Raw genomic sequence first — 17,154 nt, forward strand, 5'->3', positions numbered from 1 at the left:
TCACAATGAGAACACGACATCGCTGATCGCCGAGATACAGCGGCTGGAACAGCGCGCGACCTCGGAACGTCAATTTGGCGATCCCATTCAGGCGATGTGCGCCCAGATCGCCGACATGCTTGGCGAAAAAACCCTCTCCCCGGCTGATCTCGAACATATCGTCAGAGAATTGCGCGACAGGAAACTGCGCGATCGCGCCCTGCATCTGCGCCGATATCTCGCGCTGGACGACGACATATCACCGCGCGAGAAGCTGGAGGCCGCGGCACGCACCGTTGTTGAACGGCAACCCGATGTCGTCTCGCTCGCACAGGCACTTTCGAAACCGCAATTCGCCGCCGTTTTCACGGCACATCCGACATTTGCCCTTGCGGACCGTGTCTATCGTCTTCTGGAAGAAATCGCCGACGACCCGCAAAAACCGATCCCGTCACGGGCCACGCACCGTCGCTCCGGGCCGCCCACGCTTGCGCATGAACAGACGTTGGCCCTTGCCGCCATCCTTCGTGGGCGCGATGCGCTGGACATCTATACGACCGCCATCCTGCGCCATGCGACAAATCGCTGGCCCGATACGCTGCTTTCGCCCAGTCCGATCGTGCTCTCCACGTGGGTCGGCTTCGATACCGATGGCCGTAGCGACATCACCTGGTGGGATACGCTGCGCATTCGCCTGTCGCTGAAGCGCCTCCAGTTCGAGCGCCTGCATACCCAGCTGTCGCCCATCCTGCGACCCGATTCGTCACTTCTGACGCGCCTCACGCGTGCCATCGAAGCAGTATCGCGGCAGGAAGACGCGTGCCCCGATCAGCATCATCACGACATATCGCGCGTCGTTGCCTTCGCGAAGGCCATGATCGCCGATCGGACGGCGGCGATCAGCGATGCCACGGAACTTCTTCCGTTATTCGAGGAAGCGATCGCGGAAACCGATCATGCCCAGCGCATCGATCTCCTCACGGCTCGTGCCGGCTTCCTCGCGCACGGCCTGAGTGTCGCACACGTCCATACACGGCTGAACGCGGTGCAAATCTACAATGTGGCCCGGCAACGTCTCGGTATCGAGGACGATCCGGCCATTCCATCCCGCCGGCGCGTCGTGCTCTCCCAGATCAACGAGGCACTGGATAATCTGACGCCCGTTGCCGTCGATTTCGGCGCCCTGATGATCGAGCAGTCATCCGCCGCGCGCCTGATGATGACCATGGCGCAGATGGTCAAGCATATCGATGCCGGAACGCCGGTCCGCTTTCTCATCGCCGAGACGGAAAGCGGCTTCACCCTCCTCGCCACGCTCTGGCTCGCCAGGCTTCTGGGCATCGAGGATCGACAGATTCAGATATCGCCGCTCTTCGAGACGCAAAGCGCGCTGGAGCATGGTGAAACCATCCTTGAGGAAGCTTTCCGCTCGGAGCACTGGCGACAGTATCTCCGTGCCAACGGAAAGCTCTGCCTGCAGTTCGGCTACTCGGATTCGGGCCGCTATATCGGCCAGCTTGCGGCGACCAACCTTGTCGAACGCCTCAGATTGCGCACCCTCTCCCTGCTCAAACGTCACAAGATGCAGGACATCGAGGTCATTCTCTTCGATACCCATGGCGAGAGCATCGGTCGCGGGGCGCATCCGTTTAGCCTTGCCAAGCGGATGAACTATTTTTCCCCCGAACACACGAGCGCGCAATTCGCCGCCGCCGGCGTTCATGTCCGGGAGGAGACCGCCTTCCAGGGCGGCGATGGCTATACCCTGTTCGGGACACCCAATCTGGCGCTGGCGACGATCGCCACCATTGCGGAACACACGCAGCGCGACCTGGATGCTTCGGAACCTGATCCGATCTACGATCAGCCCGATTTCTCCTCCGATTTCTTCTCGACCATCGCCCTGTCCATGAGCGCGCTGGTCGCGGACCCCGGCTATGCCGGGCTGCTCGGCGCGTTCGGTCCAGCCCTGATCGATAAATCGGGCTCGCGTCCCTCGGCACGGCAGGGAGACGGCGTCACCGTGGTGCGCATCACGCACCCGAACCAACTTCGTGCAATTCCCAATAACGCAATTCTCCAGCAACTCGGCTGGTGGGCCAATGTCCTTCAGGGCTTGGGTGACGCCGCGACACGGCATGCGGAAGATTTCGATTTCTACGCCGCCCGAAGCAAACGCTTCGGACTTGCCATGGATTTCGCACGCCAGGCTCTGGCGCATTCCGATCTCGACGTCCTGCACAGCACCGTGCGCCTGCTCGACCCCGGTACGTGGCTGGATCGGGCGGCGGCTTCATCGGACGACGAGACACGGCGCCGCTTCATGGACCTGTCGAACGGGCTCGAAGGCCTGGAGTTCTGGGTCAGCCTGCCAGCCATGTTCCGCCGCATCCAGGCAGATCATCTCATGTTGCGCATGGTCTGGCGCGACGCCCCCCAGATGCAATCGGATGAGCGGTTGCTGCATGCCATTCGTATCGCGATCATCGAGCGCATATGGCTGCTTTCCACCCGAATTCCGTATTTCAGCCCTCGAAACAACGTCTCGCGCGAGGCGCTGACGACGATGATCCTGCGGCTGGAGATCGAGAACGCACTTTCCCACCTCAAGACGATTTTCCCGCTGGGCGGCGATGCCATCGACGACCTCGATTTCTTCGAGCCGACCGGCCCACGGGAGGATCATGGCTTCCGGCGGGAACATGAGGAAGTCTTCGAGCCGATGGCGCGTCTGTTTGCCTTGCTACGCGAAGTCGGCGTGGCGATCATGCATGCCAACGGCGCGTTCGGCTGAGATTCAAGGCGTTGCGAGGTATCGCTCTCGCAACGCCAGCAGTGCATCGAGCATGCGATCGATTGTCCCGCATGTCGTGCGATGATTGACGATTGCGGCGCGAACCGCCAGCCGTCCTGAAATCCGGGTCGTGGACGGCGCGGCAATACCGCTTTCCTGCAAGTCTTTCACCAACTCACCCACATCGTGGTCGCTCAGGCCGCGAATACCGAAGCAGACGATATTGAGCGCGACAGGCGCCAGGCGCTCAAGCCGTTCATCATCGTCGACCCGTTGCGCCAGATAGGCGGCAACAGCGCACGCGTTCTCGATCATCTCGCCCATGCGGTCCGCACCGTAATGAGAAAGCGTCATCCAGACTTTCAGCGCGCGGAATCCCCGTGAAAGATCGGGTCCGAAATCGCAGAACCATGGCGCGTTTCCCGCAAGTCCGCGATCTGCACGCTGAAGGTAATGCAGGGTCTGCGCGAATGCCTGTGCGTGAAGCCGTGCGTCGCGCACCATGACGCAGCCCGCGTCATAAGGCACCTGCCCCCATTTGTGGAAATCCACAGCCAGACTATCTGCACGCTCGATGCCATTCAGGAGGGAACGATATCGCGGCGAGAGGCATGCCAGAGCGCCGAACGCACCATCCACATGAAACCACAGCCCCTCATCAGCCGCGAAGGAGGCCAAGGCCGCAAGGTCGTCGATCGCACCGCAGTCGACTGTCCCTGCCGTGCCGACGATCATGAAAGGTGTCTTTCCAGCCGCCCGATCTTCCGAAACACGCCGCGCCAGAAGATCCAGCCGTATTCGATGATCCGCGTCGACGTCGATCAGACGCAGGGAATCGCTCCCGAAGCCCGCCAGATCAAACGCGCGGGGCAGACACCCGTGCGCCGTTCGGGCAGCATAGCCAACCAGACCCGACGCCCCCACCCCCTCATGCCGGTAAGTCATTGCATGGTGTCGGCTCGCAACGATAACGGAAATGAAATTCGCAAGAGACGATCCGGTGACGAGGCAACCGGAGGCGTCGGTCGGGAGGCTCATGATCTCGGCCGTCCAGCGAATGACCTGTCGCTCGACTTCAATCGCAGCATGGTCGCGGCCACCGCAATTGTCGTTCAGACCTGCTGCCAATAATTCCGCCAGCACACCGATCGGCGTGCCCGCCCCTTGCACCCACCCCATGAACCCAGGATGGGGATTGCCGTTGCTATAGGGCGCGATATCGCGTTGGAAGACGGTATAGATGTTCTCGGCATCCGTGCCGGTTCTCGGCAAATCCGCCTGAAAAGAAGCACGTATCGCAGGCGGCATCGGTCGCCAGACCGGCCCTTCTCCCAAATGCTCCAGACGATCGAAGATATCGTCGAGCATCCGGTGCCCTAACGATCGCAGGGCTGAAAAGTCCTCCGGATCAAGTCCCGCCATGGCTGTGAAATCCCCTCCTGCGATGTCGGCGGGGATAATGCGTCAGGTCAACATCGAGAACAACGAGGCCGAAGACGCGCCGCCCGATTGTCCGAACAAGGACAGGATGCCAGCCGACCCGCCGCTGGCGCCGTACAGGGATAATGTGGTCGCCGGTGTACTCGTGGGTTGGGGATTGACCTGCAACATGGCGAGATAACGCTGCGCATACCGCTGGATGCCGGCCGGACTGCTGAAATCCTTCATGTTGATTTTCGGCGTGAGAAGACGAACCTGCTCATCGTAGTCCAGAGCGCCGAATTGAGTAGAGTCGAACCCGGACACCGTTTCAACAACATTCAGGAGCTTCGGATCGGCCATGATCTGGCTGACGCTGCTGACGTTCGACATCGTACGGGTAAAATAAAGAGCATTGCCGACGCCGGGCGTTTCGGCCTGCTTGGCCGTCTCGAACTGATTCGTCATATATTTCTGCGAAATCTGGGCAATCGCCTCCGCGGACCCCAACGGTGACGGCGACCAGCTCGCGAAACTCTTGGCAAAGCTGAGCCATTTCGCGTTGCCGGACTTGCGTGCCAACGATGTCGGCGCATCCGGATCCTGGGTCAGAAGATCGCGCACAACAGCCGTCTGCCCCATAAGCGAGGACAGTCCATTCGCGCCAAGAACCACTTTCAGCGCCTTGTAATTGGCAAGGAGCGCCTTCGCGGAGTCGATCGTCGGTGCAGTCGCCCGAAATGCCGCCACCTCGTGCTGATCCGCGGGCACGGTCTGTTCGTAGCGCGAAACCGACGCGGCCTCGTTCCGAACGATGGTCAGGTATTGCGGAATGGCCGGCATTACCGAGAGGCTGGACGACATGTGAAACGGTCCTCGAACGTTCGCGGAGCGTCAATGTGCATCCAAGTCCTTAACACGGCGTTAAGCCTTGCAGAACCGGATTGACGCACTCCTTCGACATGCGCCACAATTCGTTTCCAATTCATAATGTCTTGTAAAAAGATCAGTTGCGCCGCGGAGGTTCGTTCATGGCACCTGCCTCAAATCCCGAACGACCCGATCTGTTCGCCACCTACAAAACAGATCGTTTTTTCTGCGAATTGATGAACAACGGCGGTCTGGATGACGAAGCCATCAACACCGTCCGCCAGCGCCTCGCGATGATGACCCCCGCCCTCCTGAACGAACGTGCGCGTGCCGCCGAGGTCGAACTCTATAATCTCGGCATCACCTTCACCGTTTATACGGAGCGCTCCTCGATTGATCGCATTCTCCCCTTCGATCTCATCCCCCGACTCATCGTCCGGCAGGAATGGGAGAAGCTCGAACGCGGCATTCGACAACGCGTCACGGCGCTGAACCGCTTTCTGTGGGATATCTACCACGACCAGCGCATTCTGGCGGACGGCCTGATCCCACGCGAACTGGTCCTGACCAACCCCAATTTCCGCAAGGAGATGCAGGGGTTCGATCCGCCGTGCGGCACATATGTCCATATCTGTGGTACGGACGTCGTCCGGGACGAGACAGGCCGCTTCCTGGTGCTCGAAGACAACGCACGCACGCCTTCCGGCGTCAGCTACGTCATCGAGAACCGCCACATGATGCGCCGCTGCATGCCCGATCTCATCGCGGATCTGGACGTGGTGCCTGTCGAGGAATACGGTCTGCGACTACGCCAGACACTTCTCGACGTGGCACCGGTCGGCATCATGGATCCGCAGATCGTGCTCCTGTCTCCCGGTGCCTACAATTCCGCCTATTTCGAGCACGTCTTTCTGGCCCGGGAAATCGGTGCGCCTCTCGTGGAAGGCCGGGATCTGGTCGTTCAGAACGACCGGGTCTTCATGCGCACCATCGCCGGCCTCAAGCCGGTTCACACCATCTACCGCCGTATCGACGATGCGTTTCTCGACCCGGAGACATTCCTGCCGGACAGCATGCTCGGCGTACCCGGCCTGATGCGCGCCTACCTTGCCGGCAATGTGACCCTGGCCAACGCGATTGGCACAGGCGTGGCCGACGACAAGGCCATCTATGCATATGTGCCGCGCATGATCCGCTATTATCTGGGCGAGGAACCCATTCTGGATAACGTCGAAACACGCATCTGCGCCGAACCCGACGATCTGGCTTATACTCTCGACCACATTGCGGAACTCGTGGTGAAACCTGTGGGCGAATCCGGCGGATACGGCATGATTATCGGGCCGCACGCAACACCCGCCGAGCGCGATGCTTTTCGCGTCAAGCTTCGGGCCAATCCAGCCAACTATATCAGCCAACCGGTCCTGAAACTATCAACGACACCCACGCTCTGCGGTGACCGCGTCGAAGCGCGGCATGTCGACCTGCGTCCGTTCACCCTCACGGGCCAGACGTCCTGGACATTGCCGGGCGCCTTGTCCCGTGTGGCGATCAAGGCCGGTTCCCTTGTCGTGAATTCTTCCCAGGGTGGTGGCTCCAAGGACACATGGGTGATGGGCTCATGAGCGATACGGAAAGCAACATTTTCTACGCACCGCTTCTTTCCCGTTACGCGGAAAGCATGCTTTGGCTGGCACGATATATCGAGCGCATCGAGAATCTGGCGCGTCTCATCGACGTGAACGAGACCTTCGTGCGCTTGAGAACCGCCGTGAACGGCTGGCAATGCATCATCGATATCAATGCCGATGCCGCCCCCTATTTCGCACATCATGACGGAATCAGTGGCGCGGAAGTCATTGCCTTCTATGTGCTTGATCCTGAAAATCCCAATTCGATCGTCAGCATGGCCCATGCCGCACGCGAAAACGCCCGCGCCCTGCGCCCGCTGATTTCGACCGAGATGTGGACGCAGCTCAACATTTTCACCGATACGATCCGCCGTCTGACGCCAGCCGACATTGCCGGCAACCGTCTTTCGATGCTTTGCGCCCGCATCAAGCAGGAATGTCAGACCCACGCAGGAATCACGGAAGGCACGCTGTTTCGCGATCAGGCATGGCTGTTCCACCAGATCGGCAAGCATATCGAGCGTGCCGACCAGATCACACGCCTCATCGACATCAAATATCAAGCCCTCCTCCCGACGATTGACGCCGTGGGGTCGGAAATCGATTTGAGCCAGTGGACGGCGGTCCTGCGCTCCGCTGCCGCCTATCACGCCTTTCGGCGTCTCTGTCCCAACGACCTCTCACCGGCCATCGTGGTTGGTTTCCTGCTACAGAACAACGGATTCCCGCGTTCGCTCTCCACCTCGTTACGGCAAGCGCACTATGCGGTCCATCTCCTGCGCAGTGACTACAATCTGCGTGGCACAGCACCGATCCTGGAACGGGTCGAGCACCTTCAGGCGCTTCTTCAGGGGCTCAGCGTGAACGAGATCATCATCGGCGGCCTGCACGAATTTCTGGACGGCGTTCAGAGTGAGCTTGCAGACATCTACAATCATATCGCCGAAGCCTTCTGGCCCCAACCATAGGAACCGGATTGCCTAGGCGCGCTTCTCGCGCCATGCTTCATCCCATGAAATATATCGCTCCCGGTATCACGGTGCTTCTGGCTTTCTCCGGTGTTGCCGAAGCGGCGCCGACCCTACCCGCTGCATGTATGGCCAGCCGCGCCCAATACGAACAGAACGTCGGCAACGACCTCAGCCAGTCGGGCTACCGCGCGCAACTGGGCAATACGGCAGCCCAGATCAGGATCGATCAGGCCAGCCTCAATGATGCCGCGCACCGATTGGATACATCCCAGCTGAAACACGCGAACGATATCGCAGCTCTTGGCGCCCTGCTGGCACTATATGGCAAGACGACGCCAGCCTGCGATACGCCCCAAGCGCATCAGGCAGCCGAGGACATCGCCCGACGCATCCGGGAAGGCGCGCAACCGGAACTGACATGGCATAACGTCAGGCTCATGAAGGCCGACCGCTCCTATACCGCTCGGACCGCGCATATACGCTTCCTGCCTGACACAGGCGCGCGGTCCGCACAAATCCGCGTTCAACTCAGTGTCTCGGGCATCGCAGAGGCGAGCGGAAAACTTGCGCCGCAAAGCTTTGCCGCCGATATCAGCGTGCCACCCCGCGCGCTCACGGATAACGACGGTTCAGAGGGGCAGACAATGACGGTTCGCCAGGGCGAGACTGCAACGATCAATAATCTCCATGCCGTCTTCGGTGCGAGCAACGTCGATGGTCACGGATTCGTGCAGCCCGGCGCCGACTGGCGAACCAGCACGAGCCAGATGCATCTGGAGATCACCAATATCGGCGATCTGCTCAATGCCGTTCGCGCCAACAGTTCTGCTGGCGTGACGACAGCACTGGCCATGGCCCAGTTCATGGGACACAGGGATGGCAACCGGCTTTCCTGGGATGTCGCCCTGGGCAACGGCACCGTGACGGTCAACAACGTGCCGTTGCCATTGCCCCTTCCCTAAGTTCCGTCCGCCCGATCTAGCCCGGATTGCGCAACAGGCCGCCCTCAACCCGCAAGGCCGCGCCAGTTGTCGCCGATGCCAGTGGCGAGCAGACATACGCCACCATGTTCGCCACCTCTTCCGGCTCAATCAGACGCTGGATGATGGATGCCGGTCGATGCTGCGGGATGAATTCGGCAGCGATTTCTTCCGCCGGCCTTCCGGTCTGCTTGGCAGCCTCATCGAACATGGCCAGAACGCCCTCCGTTCGTGTCGGTCCCGGCAGGACACTGTTCACGGTAACGCCCGACCCCGGCACGGATTCGGCAATCCCACGCGCGATCGCCACCTGCGCCGCCTTGGTGAAACCATAGTGGATCATGTCCGGCGGTATGTTGAAGGCGGATTCACTCGCGATGAACACGACGCGCCCCCACTGCCTGTCGACCATGCCGCCCAGATAATGACGGGTCAGACGCACACCGCTCATGACATTGACGTCGAAAAATCGCTGCCATTCCGAGTCTGGTGTTTCCTCGAAAGAGGCCTGCGTGAAAATGCCCAGATTGTTCACAAGAACATCGATCTGCGGAAAAGCCGCGCTCACGGCCTCAAGGCTTTCCGGCTTTGCGAAATCCGCCGCAAATCCACTCACCGTGGCATCCGGCAACAAGTCCGCAATCGTTTTGACCGCCTCGTCGGTTCGCGCCTGCGTGCGGCCATTGACGATCACATGCGCGCCGGCTTCCGCCAGCCGTTTGGCAATGGCAAGACCAATGCCGGCGGTCGATCCCGTGACCAACGCCGTGCGACCTGTCAGATCCAGTAACAACATAACCATTTCTCCCATTCGCCATGTTCGACTTCCTTGGAACATAGCGAATGGATGAACCGCTTCAAGCGTCCACTTTCTCGACCTTGTCCACCAGCTTCTTCATCGCGCCCATGACCTTGCGCGCCATGGTGATTCGCTGCGCGTTCGTCATTTCGCGCACGACCGCCAGCTTGTGATCGGGTCGCAGTTTCACGCCCTGATCTCGATGACGCTCCACCCACGACAGCAATCCGCCAGGGTTCCTGAAAGCACGGTTGCGGAACTGGATGACCATGCCCTTCGGCCCGGCCTCCAGCCGATCCACACCGGCAATCCGGCAGAGACGCTTGATTACGACCACGTCCAGCAGGTTCTCGACCTCGGGCGGCAAACTGCCGAAACGATCGACCAGTTCCGCCCGCATGGCGTCGACTTCCGCCTCACCGTTCAGCCCGGCGATACGCCGATACAGCCCGAGCCGCACCGGCAGATCCGGCACATAGGCATCCGGTATCAGCACCGGCAAGCCCAGCACGATGTTCGGCGTCCAGTTCTCGTCTTCTGCGCGACGGCGGCCTTTTTCCGCGCGCAGATCGGCAACCGCATCCTCGAGCATCTGCTGGTAAAGCTCGATGCCCACCTCCTTGATATGACCCGACTGCTCGTCGCCCAAAAGGTTGCCTGCACCGCGAAGGTCGAGATCGTGCGACGCCAACGTAAAGCCCGCACCCAGTGTATCCAGCGTCTGCATGATCTCCAGCCGCTTTTCGGATGCCGGTGAGAGACGATGAGTCTGCGGCCACGTCAGATAGGCATAACCGCGTTGCTTGCCGCGCCCGACGCGACCGCGCAACTGGTAGAGCTGCCCCAGGCCGAACATATCGGCACGGTGGATAATCAACGTGTTGACGGCCGGCATGTCCAGCCCGCTCTCCACGATATTGGTGGACAGCAGGACATCGAACTTGCCGTCCGAAAACTCGGTCATGACCCGTTCGAGTTCCGAGGGGGTCAGCCGTCCATGCGCCTGCACCGTCTTCGCATCCGGCACGATATCGCGCAGACGTTCGGCCATCCGGTCCATATCGTCGATGCGCGGCACGACGCAGAACACCTGCCCGCCACGAAAACGCTCCCGCTGGATGGCTTCGCGAATCATCACGCTGTCGAATGGCGTGATGAAGGTGCGCACCGCAAGCCGATCGGTCGGCGGCGTCGCAATCAGGCTCATCTCCCGGACGCCGGAAAGCGAAAGCTGAAGCGTACGCGGCAGTGGCGTGGCGGAGAGCGTCAGCACATGCACGTCCTCCCGCAGCGATTTCAGTCGCTCCTTGTGCCCAACGCCGAAATGCTGCTCCTCATCGATGATGAGGAGACCCAGATTACCCAGCGCCACATTCCTGGCCAGCAGGGCATGCGTGCCGACGACGATATCGATCGTCCCGTCCGCCAGACCTCGCCGGACCTCCGTCGCTTCCTTCGCCGTCACGAGACGTGACAACTGGGCCACCCGGACAGGGAAACCTTCGAAACGCGTCGAGAAACTGCGGAAATGCTGCCGGGCAAGCAGCGTCGTCGGCACCACGACAGCCACCTGCACGCCCGACAGAGCCGCCACGAACGCGGCACGCAACGCCACCTCCGTCTTTCCGAACCCGACATCGCCGCAAACAAGCCGGTCCATCGGTCGACCGGAACTCATATCCTCCAGCACGTCCGCGATAGCCCGGGACTGATCGTCCGTTTCCACGAACGGGAAGCGGGCACAGAACTCGTCCCACAACCCCTCCGCCGGTGCGAGGGTCGGGGCATCCTTCAGGGCGCGGCCCGCCGCTGTGCGAATCAGTTCGGCCGCCATGTCCCGGATACGGGACTTCATCTTGGCCTTGCGCGCCTGCCACGCCTGCCCGCCCAGCTTGTCGAGTGCGACACCGCCCTGATCCGAACCGAAGCGGCTCAGCAGTTCGATGTTCTCGACCGGCAGGAAAAGCTTCTGCGCACCGTCATACAGAAGGCGGAGGCAATCATGCGGTGCCACGCCGTCGCTGACGGTCTCCAGTCCCTCATAACGGCCGATGCCGTAATCGGCATGAACAACAAGATCGCCTTCGGCAATTTCGGAGGCCTCGGTAATGAACTGCTCCGCACGGCGCTTGCGCCGAGGCGGCCGGGAAATACGCTCGCCAAGCAGATCCTGTTCCGACACCAGGGCAAACCGGTCGCCGACAAAGCCGCGCTCCAGGCCAAGGGTCAGCAGCCCGACCACACCCGGCGCGATTCCAGCAGCCGTGCTCCAGCTTTCATGCATCTCGCTGGCAATGTCGTGTTCGCGCAGCAGTGCGGCAATCCGCTCGCGAGAACCACGTGTCCATGCCGTGACATAGGTGCGTCGCTTCGCTTTCGCCCAATTCGCCACCTGCATCGCGAAAGCCTCGAATACGCCCTCCCGGTCGCCATCCTTGCCACGTGCGAAGAGCGGCCCTGGACGACCACCCGCATCGAATCCCTCCGTCAGATCAGGCTTGGCGAACGGGCTCAGCATCGCACGCGGCACCCGCGACAGCATCGCATCCCAACCATCGCGATCGAGATACAGCCGATGCGGCGGCAGGGGCCGATACGGCATTTCGCCCTCGCGCACCGGTGCCCGCCGTGCCTCGTAGTGGTCCGCGATCATCTCCAGCCGCGCCGCGAAAATATCCGGCACCTGATGGTCCGCGCTGACGGCGGCATCCGGCATGTAATCGATCAGCGTGTCCGTGCCGTCGTGGAACAGAGGCAGATAATGATCCAGTCCCGGATAGCGCCGACCATCGGACACATTCTCGTAAATCGTGTCCGAGGCAGCCGCCGGGCCGAACAGATCGCGCCAGCCACTGCGAAACCGGCTGATGCTGTCCGGACCCAACGCGTATTCCGAAACCGGCCGCAGATCGAATTGCGAAAGCGAGCCGGTCGAGCGCTGCGAACCAACATCGAAACGCCGGATGTTCTCGACCTCGTCACCGAAGAGATCGAGCCGGACCGGTTCGCTTTCCGCTGCGGGATACAGATCGAAAATCCCGCCACGCGTCGCGAACTCGCCCGCTTCCATTACCGTATCGGTGCGCGTGTAACCACTTGCGATCAACAGATCGATCAACATGCCCTGATCGAGCGATTCGCCGGCGCGAATGCTGAGGGATTGCCCTTCGAACGCCTTTCGCGGCGGCACCCGCTGGATAAGCGCATGAACGGTGGTCAGGACGATACGCCGGGTGCTGGAAGGCTCCAGCAGGCGTGTCAGCGTCCCGGCCCGCTCGGCGGTGATCGACGGATTGGGCGAAACCCGATCGTAGGGAAGACAATCCCACGCGGGGAACCGCAGCACCTCGACTTCCGGCGCGGTATAGCCAAGCAATTCCGCCAGAGCCGCGACGGCGGCGTCATCCCGCGCGATATGCAGGAGCGGCCCTGCATGTTCGCCGAGCCGATGGCGCAGCAGGAAAGCGGTGTAAGCTTCCGGCACGCCCCAGATGGTCGGCCAGGAGGTTGCGTCGTTCATTCGCGATTCCGGCGGTCATGGCGCAGGGTGGACAACGTCGAATATACCGCACCCCACGCGATGGTTTCGTTTTGTTCCATGACGGGCTTGTCCTATAGCGTCGGGACGATGTCCTGTCAGCCCATCATGCTTCGGTTGTACCCAACCATCTGGAATTCGATCCCATGACGGAGACGCCAACCGAACCGCCAATCTTCGAGCGCATCCTGCATACGCTATCCACACCTCTCACGGCGCTGCCGGGTATCGGCACCAGGCAGGCAGTGCTGCTACAGAAGGTGACCGGCGGCAACCGGATCATCGACCTTCTGTTCACCCTGCCGGAAAACATGATCGATCGGCGAACCGACTGCACGCTTGCCGAAGCACGCCGCATGGTTCCGCCGGGCGGCGTTCTCACGACCCGCGTGGAAGTAACGGGGATCGATCGACCGCAACGGCCACGCCAGCCGTTCCGCATCCACGCGCATGACGGCACGGACGACATCGATCTGGTATTTTTTCATGCCCAGTTCATCCGACATATACGGATCGGCGACAGACTGGCCATATCCGGCAAACTGGAACGCTACGGTTCGCGGCTCACCATGCCGCATCCGGACCATATGGTCGCAGCCGACCGCCGCGACGAGATCCCGGTGCTCGACCCCGTTTGGCCCCTGACGGCAGGACTTTTCCCCTCCGCCATGCGTCGCGCCGTGCATGGCGCCCTTGCGCTTCTGCCCCCCCTACCCGAATGGCAGGATCCGGCCTTGCTGGCCAAACGTCAGTGGCCCGATTTCACGACTGCTCTTCGTTTGTTGCACAACCCGTCTCGCGATGACGCCGAGCACTGGAGCGCACGCGCCGAACGCGCGCGTGCCCGCCTGTCGTGTGACGAACTCCTCGCGGACCAGCTGTGCATGGGTATTGCCCGCCTGCACGCCAGGGCGCGTCCGGGCCGGGCCCTGATCGGCAACAACACCTTGCGACAGGAAGCGCTCAGACGCTTCGGTTACAGCATGACCGGCGCGCAAGCACGCGCGGCAGGGGAGATCGCCGCCGATCTCGCAGCCCCACGCCCCATGATGCGACTGCTGCAAGGCGATGTCGGCGCCGGCAAGACGCTGGTGGCGGTTCTGGCGCTTCTGCAAACCGTCGAGGCTGGGGCTCAGGCCGCCTTCATGGCCCCGACGGAAATCCTGGCCCGCCAGCATTATGCCGTCGTCGCCGCATTGTCGCCTGTGCCCTGCGTCTTTCTGTCCGGGAACGTCAAGGGCAAGGCCCGTCGTGACATTCTCGCCCGGATCGCGGACGGAACCGCTTCGATCATCATCGGCACACATGCCTTGTTTCAGGACAAGGTCGTTTTCCACGATCTCGGCCTTGCGGTCATTGACGAACAACACCGCTTCGGCGTCGCACAACGCATGAAACTGGCCAACAAGGGCCATGCGAGCAACGTCCTGGTCATGACGGCCACCCCTATCCCGCGCACCCTGCTCCTGACGCAATGGGGTGAGTTGCAGGTCAGCCGCCTCGATGAGAAGCCACCGGGCCGGCTGCCGATCGCCACGTCGATGCACGGCCTTTCCACACTTGAGGACGTCGTCGCCGGCATCGAACGCGCACTGTCCAGGGGCACGCAGGTATTCTGGGTCTGTCCTCTGGTCGAGGAAAGCGAAGCGCTGGACGTAGCCGCCGCCGAAGCCCGCTGGGCCTTTCTGTCAAAACGTCTGGACGCCCGGATCGGCCTCGCGCATGGCCGACAGGACATCCAGATACGTCAGGCCGCGCTCGATGCATTCCGCGACCACGAGACCAGCCTCCTCGTCGCAACCACCGTCATTGAAGTCGGTGTCGACGTCCCCAATGCCGCCATCATGGTCATCGAGCACGCGGAACGCTTCGGCCTGGCGCAGCTCCATCAGTTGCGCGGTCGAGTCGGTCGTGGACAGGCGCGATCGTTCTGCCTGCTGCTGTTCGACGACAACGCCAGTGGCAATGCCAAATCACGCCTGGCCCTTTTGCGGGAGACGGAGGACGGCTTTCGCATCGCAGACGAGGATTTTCGGACGCGCGGTGGCGGCGATCTTGCCGGCAGTCGTCAATCCGGCCTGCCGGGCTTCCGCCTCGCCGCGGGCGTCAACAGCGACAGGCTGCTGACGATTGCGTGGCAGGACAGCGAACGAGTGCTCCAACGCGACCCCATCCTCAAGGATGGGCGTGGCCCGGCACTACGCCTGCTTCTGTCAATTTTCGATCGGGACCGGCCGGACCGCATACTTCTTTCAGGATAACACTCGGGAGAGAGAGATTATTACAAAAAATACATGATATAGTAATGATCAGAAAGCGTAAAAATTTCGTTATACGGCTTTGTTTCCGTGTATTCCAAATGCGCCCTATAAGAAGAAAAAATAAAGAGTTTCCGGAGTCGGTATGAAAAACGTATCTGTAGCGTTGAGTGTGCCCAATGCCCTAAACGATACCCATACGGCCCGCCAGGCAGTGCTTCGTCTGACGACGCAACTCATGAGCTGTCCGTTCGCCGCGCTCGTATCGCTCATGCCTGACGGCGCATTTCATGAAACCAGCCACGTCGGGACCGCCCCTGCCAACGTATTGAAACCCCACCTTCTTCGGCTACTGGCCGAAGCGACGACACCCGTGGTTTTCCCTAGCGACAGCAGCGATGCGGCATGGTCGCTGGCGGGCGTCCAGATCGCGACGATCGGCCACGCCGAAACCCAGACGATGGAATTTCTCCTCGTCGCTTCGCCACCAAGCGATCCGCTCGATATCGCCTACCTTGCTCCCCTCACCGACCTGGCGGCATGCATGCGCCCACTTCTCCGCGAGACGACACTAAGCAGTGATCGCCGTACGATGAACGCGCGCCGGAGCAGATTGCCAAACCGCACGGCTTTCGGCGGCCATATCCAGAATTTGGTCAGCAGGGCCGCTCGCGAGACACGGGTCGGAAATTTTGGCGTCATACGCGTCGAGCTGGATCATCTTGCGCAGATCAACGAACGTCAGGGTTGGGACACGGCCGACATCATCATCGATGAGATGATCGAGCGCATCGAGAGCGTTCTGCCTGAAAATGCATATCTGAGCTATTTCGGCGGGGGAAGCGTCGGTGTTGCGACCCCGCTCAACACCAGCCTTGTCAATACACGCTCGCTCGTGAACGCCATACAGCAGAAAACCCAGGATCCGGTTACGCTGGGCACGGGTCCGCTGGGTCTGTCGATCTCGATCGGCTGGGCGATGTTCCCACAGGATGGCGATCAGGCCGAAGACCTGACTGCTGGCGCGCGTGCCGCGCTTGCCGAAGTCAGTCGCAATGGTGGCGGCCACAACCGAAGGGCGAATCAGGAGCTTCTGACGCGCTTCCGGGATGCGTCCAGCCTGGAACAGGATCTGGTTCAGGCCATCACGAACGAATGCCTTTCGCTCAACTGGATGCCCATCATCGAAGCAGGCTCCCAGCGCGTCGTCGCGTTGGAAGCGTTGCTTCGGTGGAACAGGCCAGGACATGGCACCATTTCTCCTGATCTCTTCATCCGTTGCGCGGAAGAAGCCGGCATCATCGAACAACTGGACGCCTGGAGCCTGCGCAACGCCTGCCTGGCGGCGCAGCGCTGGTCCAGTCCGCTGCGCCTGTGCGTCAATATCTCGCCGGTGTGGCTGGTCAACGAGCGTCTGGCAAACCTCGTGGCATCGGTCCTGAAAGAGACCGGCCTGTCACCGGATCGCCTCCAGATCGAACTCTCCGAGCGCCGCCCATTCGGCCCCCGCACCCTGGCGCATCGCGAATTATCTCGACTGCGCGCGCTCGGCGTACGCGTTGCACTGGACGATTTCGGCGCGGGTTACTCGTCTCTTGAACGACTCGGAACTTTCCCGGTCGACCAGATCAAGCTGGATCGGGCATTTGTGCGACGATTGGGTGACGACTCACGCGTCGACGATATTCTGCGCAGCATATTGCAGCTGGCATTGACCCTTGGGGTCACGTGTTGCGCAAAGGGCGTCGAAACCGAACACCAGTTGGCATTCCTGGATGCCTATGGCTGTGAGGAAATTCAGGGATACCTGTTGGGAGAGCCTGTCGCCGAATATGCTGATGCCCATGGTCTGACAGCCATGGCGGAATGACATGAGCACCATCGGGAGCGGGTTTCGCTCCCGATGGTGCTCACT

10 protein-coding genes are annotated in these 17,154 nt (G+C 61.2%); 6 read left to right on the plus strand and 4 right to left on the minus strand.

From position 1 onward, the window contains the following. The first annotated feature begins 94 nt into the window (after positions 1-94). Entirely contained in the window at positions 95-2,773 is a 2,679-nt protein-coding gene (locus A0U93_RS03110; protein ID WP_174807253.1) for a phosphoenolpyruvate carboxylase, read from the plus strand. A 3-nt stretch (positions 2,774-2,776) separates the two neighbouring features. Here the strand turns inward: A0U93_RS03110 and A0U93_RS03115 are convergent, their stop codons facing one another. Together A0U93_RS03115 and A0U93_RS03120 are read right to left on the minus strand one after the other, a co-directional pair. Next, complete coding sequence (locus A0U93_RS03115; protein WP_077806057.1) at positions 2,777-4,195, minus strand: pyridoxal phosphate-dependent decarboxylase family protein; 1,419 nt, start codon at positions 4,193-4,195, stop codon at positions 2,777-2,779. 42 nt (positions 4,196-4,237) lie between these two features. After that, on the minus strand, positions 4,238-5,056 hold the full coding sequence (locus tag A0U93_RS03120) for a DUF1217 domain-containing protein (protein WP_077806058.1): 819 nt from the start codon (positions 5,054-5,056) through the stop codon (positions 4,238-4,240). A 167-nt stretch (positions 5,057-5,223) separates the two neighbouring features. On the opposite strand from A0U93_RS03120, the gene A0U93_RS03125 reads away from it, so the two are divergent. The 3 genes from A0U93_RS03125 to A0U93_RS03135 are packed head-to-tail and all read left to right on the plus strand — an operon-like array spanning position 5,224 to position 8,626. After that, positions 5,224-6,687, plus strand: a complete 1,464-nt coding sequence (locus tag A0U93_RS03125) for a circularly permuted type 2 ATP-grasp protein (RefSeq protein WP_077806059.1) — start codon at positions 5,224-5,226, stop codon at positions 6,685-6,687. Then, on the plus strand, positions 6,684-7,661 hold the full coding sequence (locus A0U93_RS03130; RefSeq protein ID WP_245825058.1) for an alpha-E domain-containing protein: 978 nt from the start codon (positions 6,684-6,686) through the stop codon (positions 7,659-7,661). Before A0U93_RS03125 ends, A0U93_RS03130 begins: the two co-directional genes overlap by 4 nt. A gap of 44 nt (positions 7,662-7,705) precedes the next feature. Further along, positions 7,706-8,626 carry a hypothetical protein gene (locus A0U93_RS03135; RefSeq protein ID WP_147150922.1) on the plus strand — a complete coding sequence of 307 codons (921 nt, stop codon included), beginning with the start codon at positions 7,706-7,708 and terminating at the stop codon, positions 8,624-8,626. Positions 8,627-8,642: 16 nt separating this feature from the next. On the opposite strand, the gene A0U93_RS03140 is transcribed toward A0U93_RS03135, so the two are convergent. Continuing rightward, positions 8,643-9,440, minus strand: coding sequence for an SDR family NAD(P)-dependent oxidoreductase (locus tag A0U93_RS03140; RefSeq protein ID WP_408887658.1), 798 nt, complete (start codon positions 9,438-9,440; stop codon positions 8,643-8,645). 61 nt (positions 9,441-9,501) lie between these two features. Further along, positions 9,502-12,963 (minus strand): transcription-repair coupling factor, encoded by a 3,462-nt coding sequence (mfd, locus tag A0U93_RS03145; RefSeq protein WP_077806062.1) that lies wholly within the window; start codon positions 12,961-12,963, stop codon positions 9,502-9,504. Between the two features lie 164 nt (positions 12,964-13,127). Here mfd and recG point away from each other — a divergent pair, with 164 nt between their 5' ends. Both recG and A0U93_RS03155 read left to right on the plus strand, forming a co-directional pair. Then, positions 13,128-15,242, plus strand: a complete 2,115-nt coding sequence (gene recG, locus A0U93_RS03150) for an ATP-dependent DNA helicase RecG (protein WP_077806063.1) — start codon at positions 13,128-13,130, stop codon at positions 15,240-15,242. 142 nt (positions 15,243-15,384) lie between these two features. Further along, positions 15,385-17,109 (plus strand): putative bifunctional diguanylate cyclase/phosphodiesterase, encoded by a 1,725-nt coding sequence (locus A0U93_RS03155; RefSeq protein WP_077806064.1) that lies wholly within the window; start codon positions 15,385-15,387, stop codon positions 17,107-17,109. The last annotated feature ends 45 nt before the right edge of the window (positions 17,110-17,154 follow it).

The organism is Neoasaia chiangmaiensis (genome assembly GCF_002005465.1).
GTDB lineage: Bacteria > Pseudomonadota > Alphaproteobacteria > Acetobacterales > Acetobacteraceae > Neoasaia > Neoasaia chiangmaiensis.

What these genes read in the sequence shown, in the direction of transcription:
- A0U93_RS03110 (WP_174807253.1), top strand. Translation starts at nt 95, where the DNA reads ATGTGCGCCCAGATCGCCGACATGCTTGGCGAAAAAACCCTCTCCCCG.
- A0U93_RS03115 (WP_077806057.1), bottom strand. Translation starts at nt 4,195, where the DNA reads ATGGCGGGACTTGATCCGGAGGACTTTTCAGCCCTGCGATCGTTAGGG.
- A0U93_RS03120 (WP_077806058.1), bottom strand. Translation starts at nt 5,056, where the DNA reads ATGTCGTCCAGCCTCTCGGTAATGCCGGCCATTCCGCAATACCTGACC.
- A0U93_RS03125 (WP_077806059.1), top strand. Translation starts at nt 5,224, where the DNA reads ATGGCACCTGCCTCAAATCCCGAACGACCCGATCTGTTCGCCACCTAC.
- A0U93_RS03130 (WP_245825058.1), top strand. Translation starts at nt 6,684, where the DNA reads ATGAGCGATACGGAAAGCAACATTTTCTACGCACCGCTTCTTTCCCGT.
- A0U93_RS03135 (WP_147150922.1), top strand. Translation starts at nt 7,706, where the DNA reads ATGAAATATATCGCTCCCGGTATCACGGTGCTTCTGGCTTTCTCCGGT.
- A0U93_RS03140 (WP_408887658.1), bottom strand. Translation starts at nt 9,440, where the DNA reads ATGTTGTTACTGGATCTGACAGGTCGCACGGCGTTGGTCACGGGATCG.
- mfd (WP_077806062.1), bottom strand. Translation starts at nt 12,963, where the DNA reads ATGAACGACGCAACCTCCTGGCCGACCATCTGGGGCGTGCCGGAAGCT.
- recG (WP_077806063.1), top strand. Translation starts at nt 13,128, where the DNA reads ATGACGGAGACGCCAACCGAACCGCCAATCTTCGAGCGCATCCTGCAT.
- A0U93_RS03155 (WP_077806064.1), top strand. Translation starts at nt 15,385, where the DNA reads ATGAAAAACGTATCTGTAGCGTTGAGTGTGCCCAATGCCCTAAACGAT.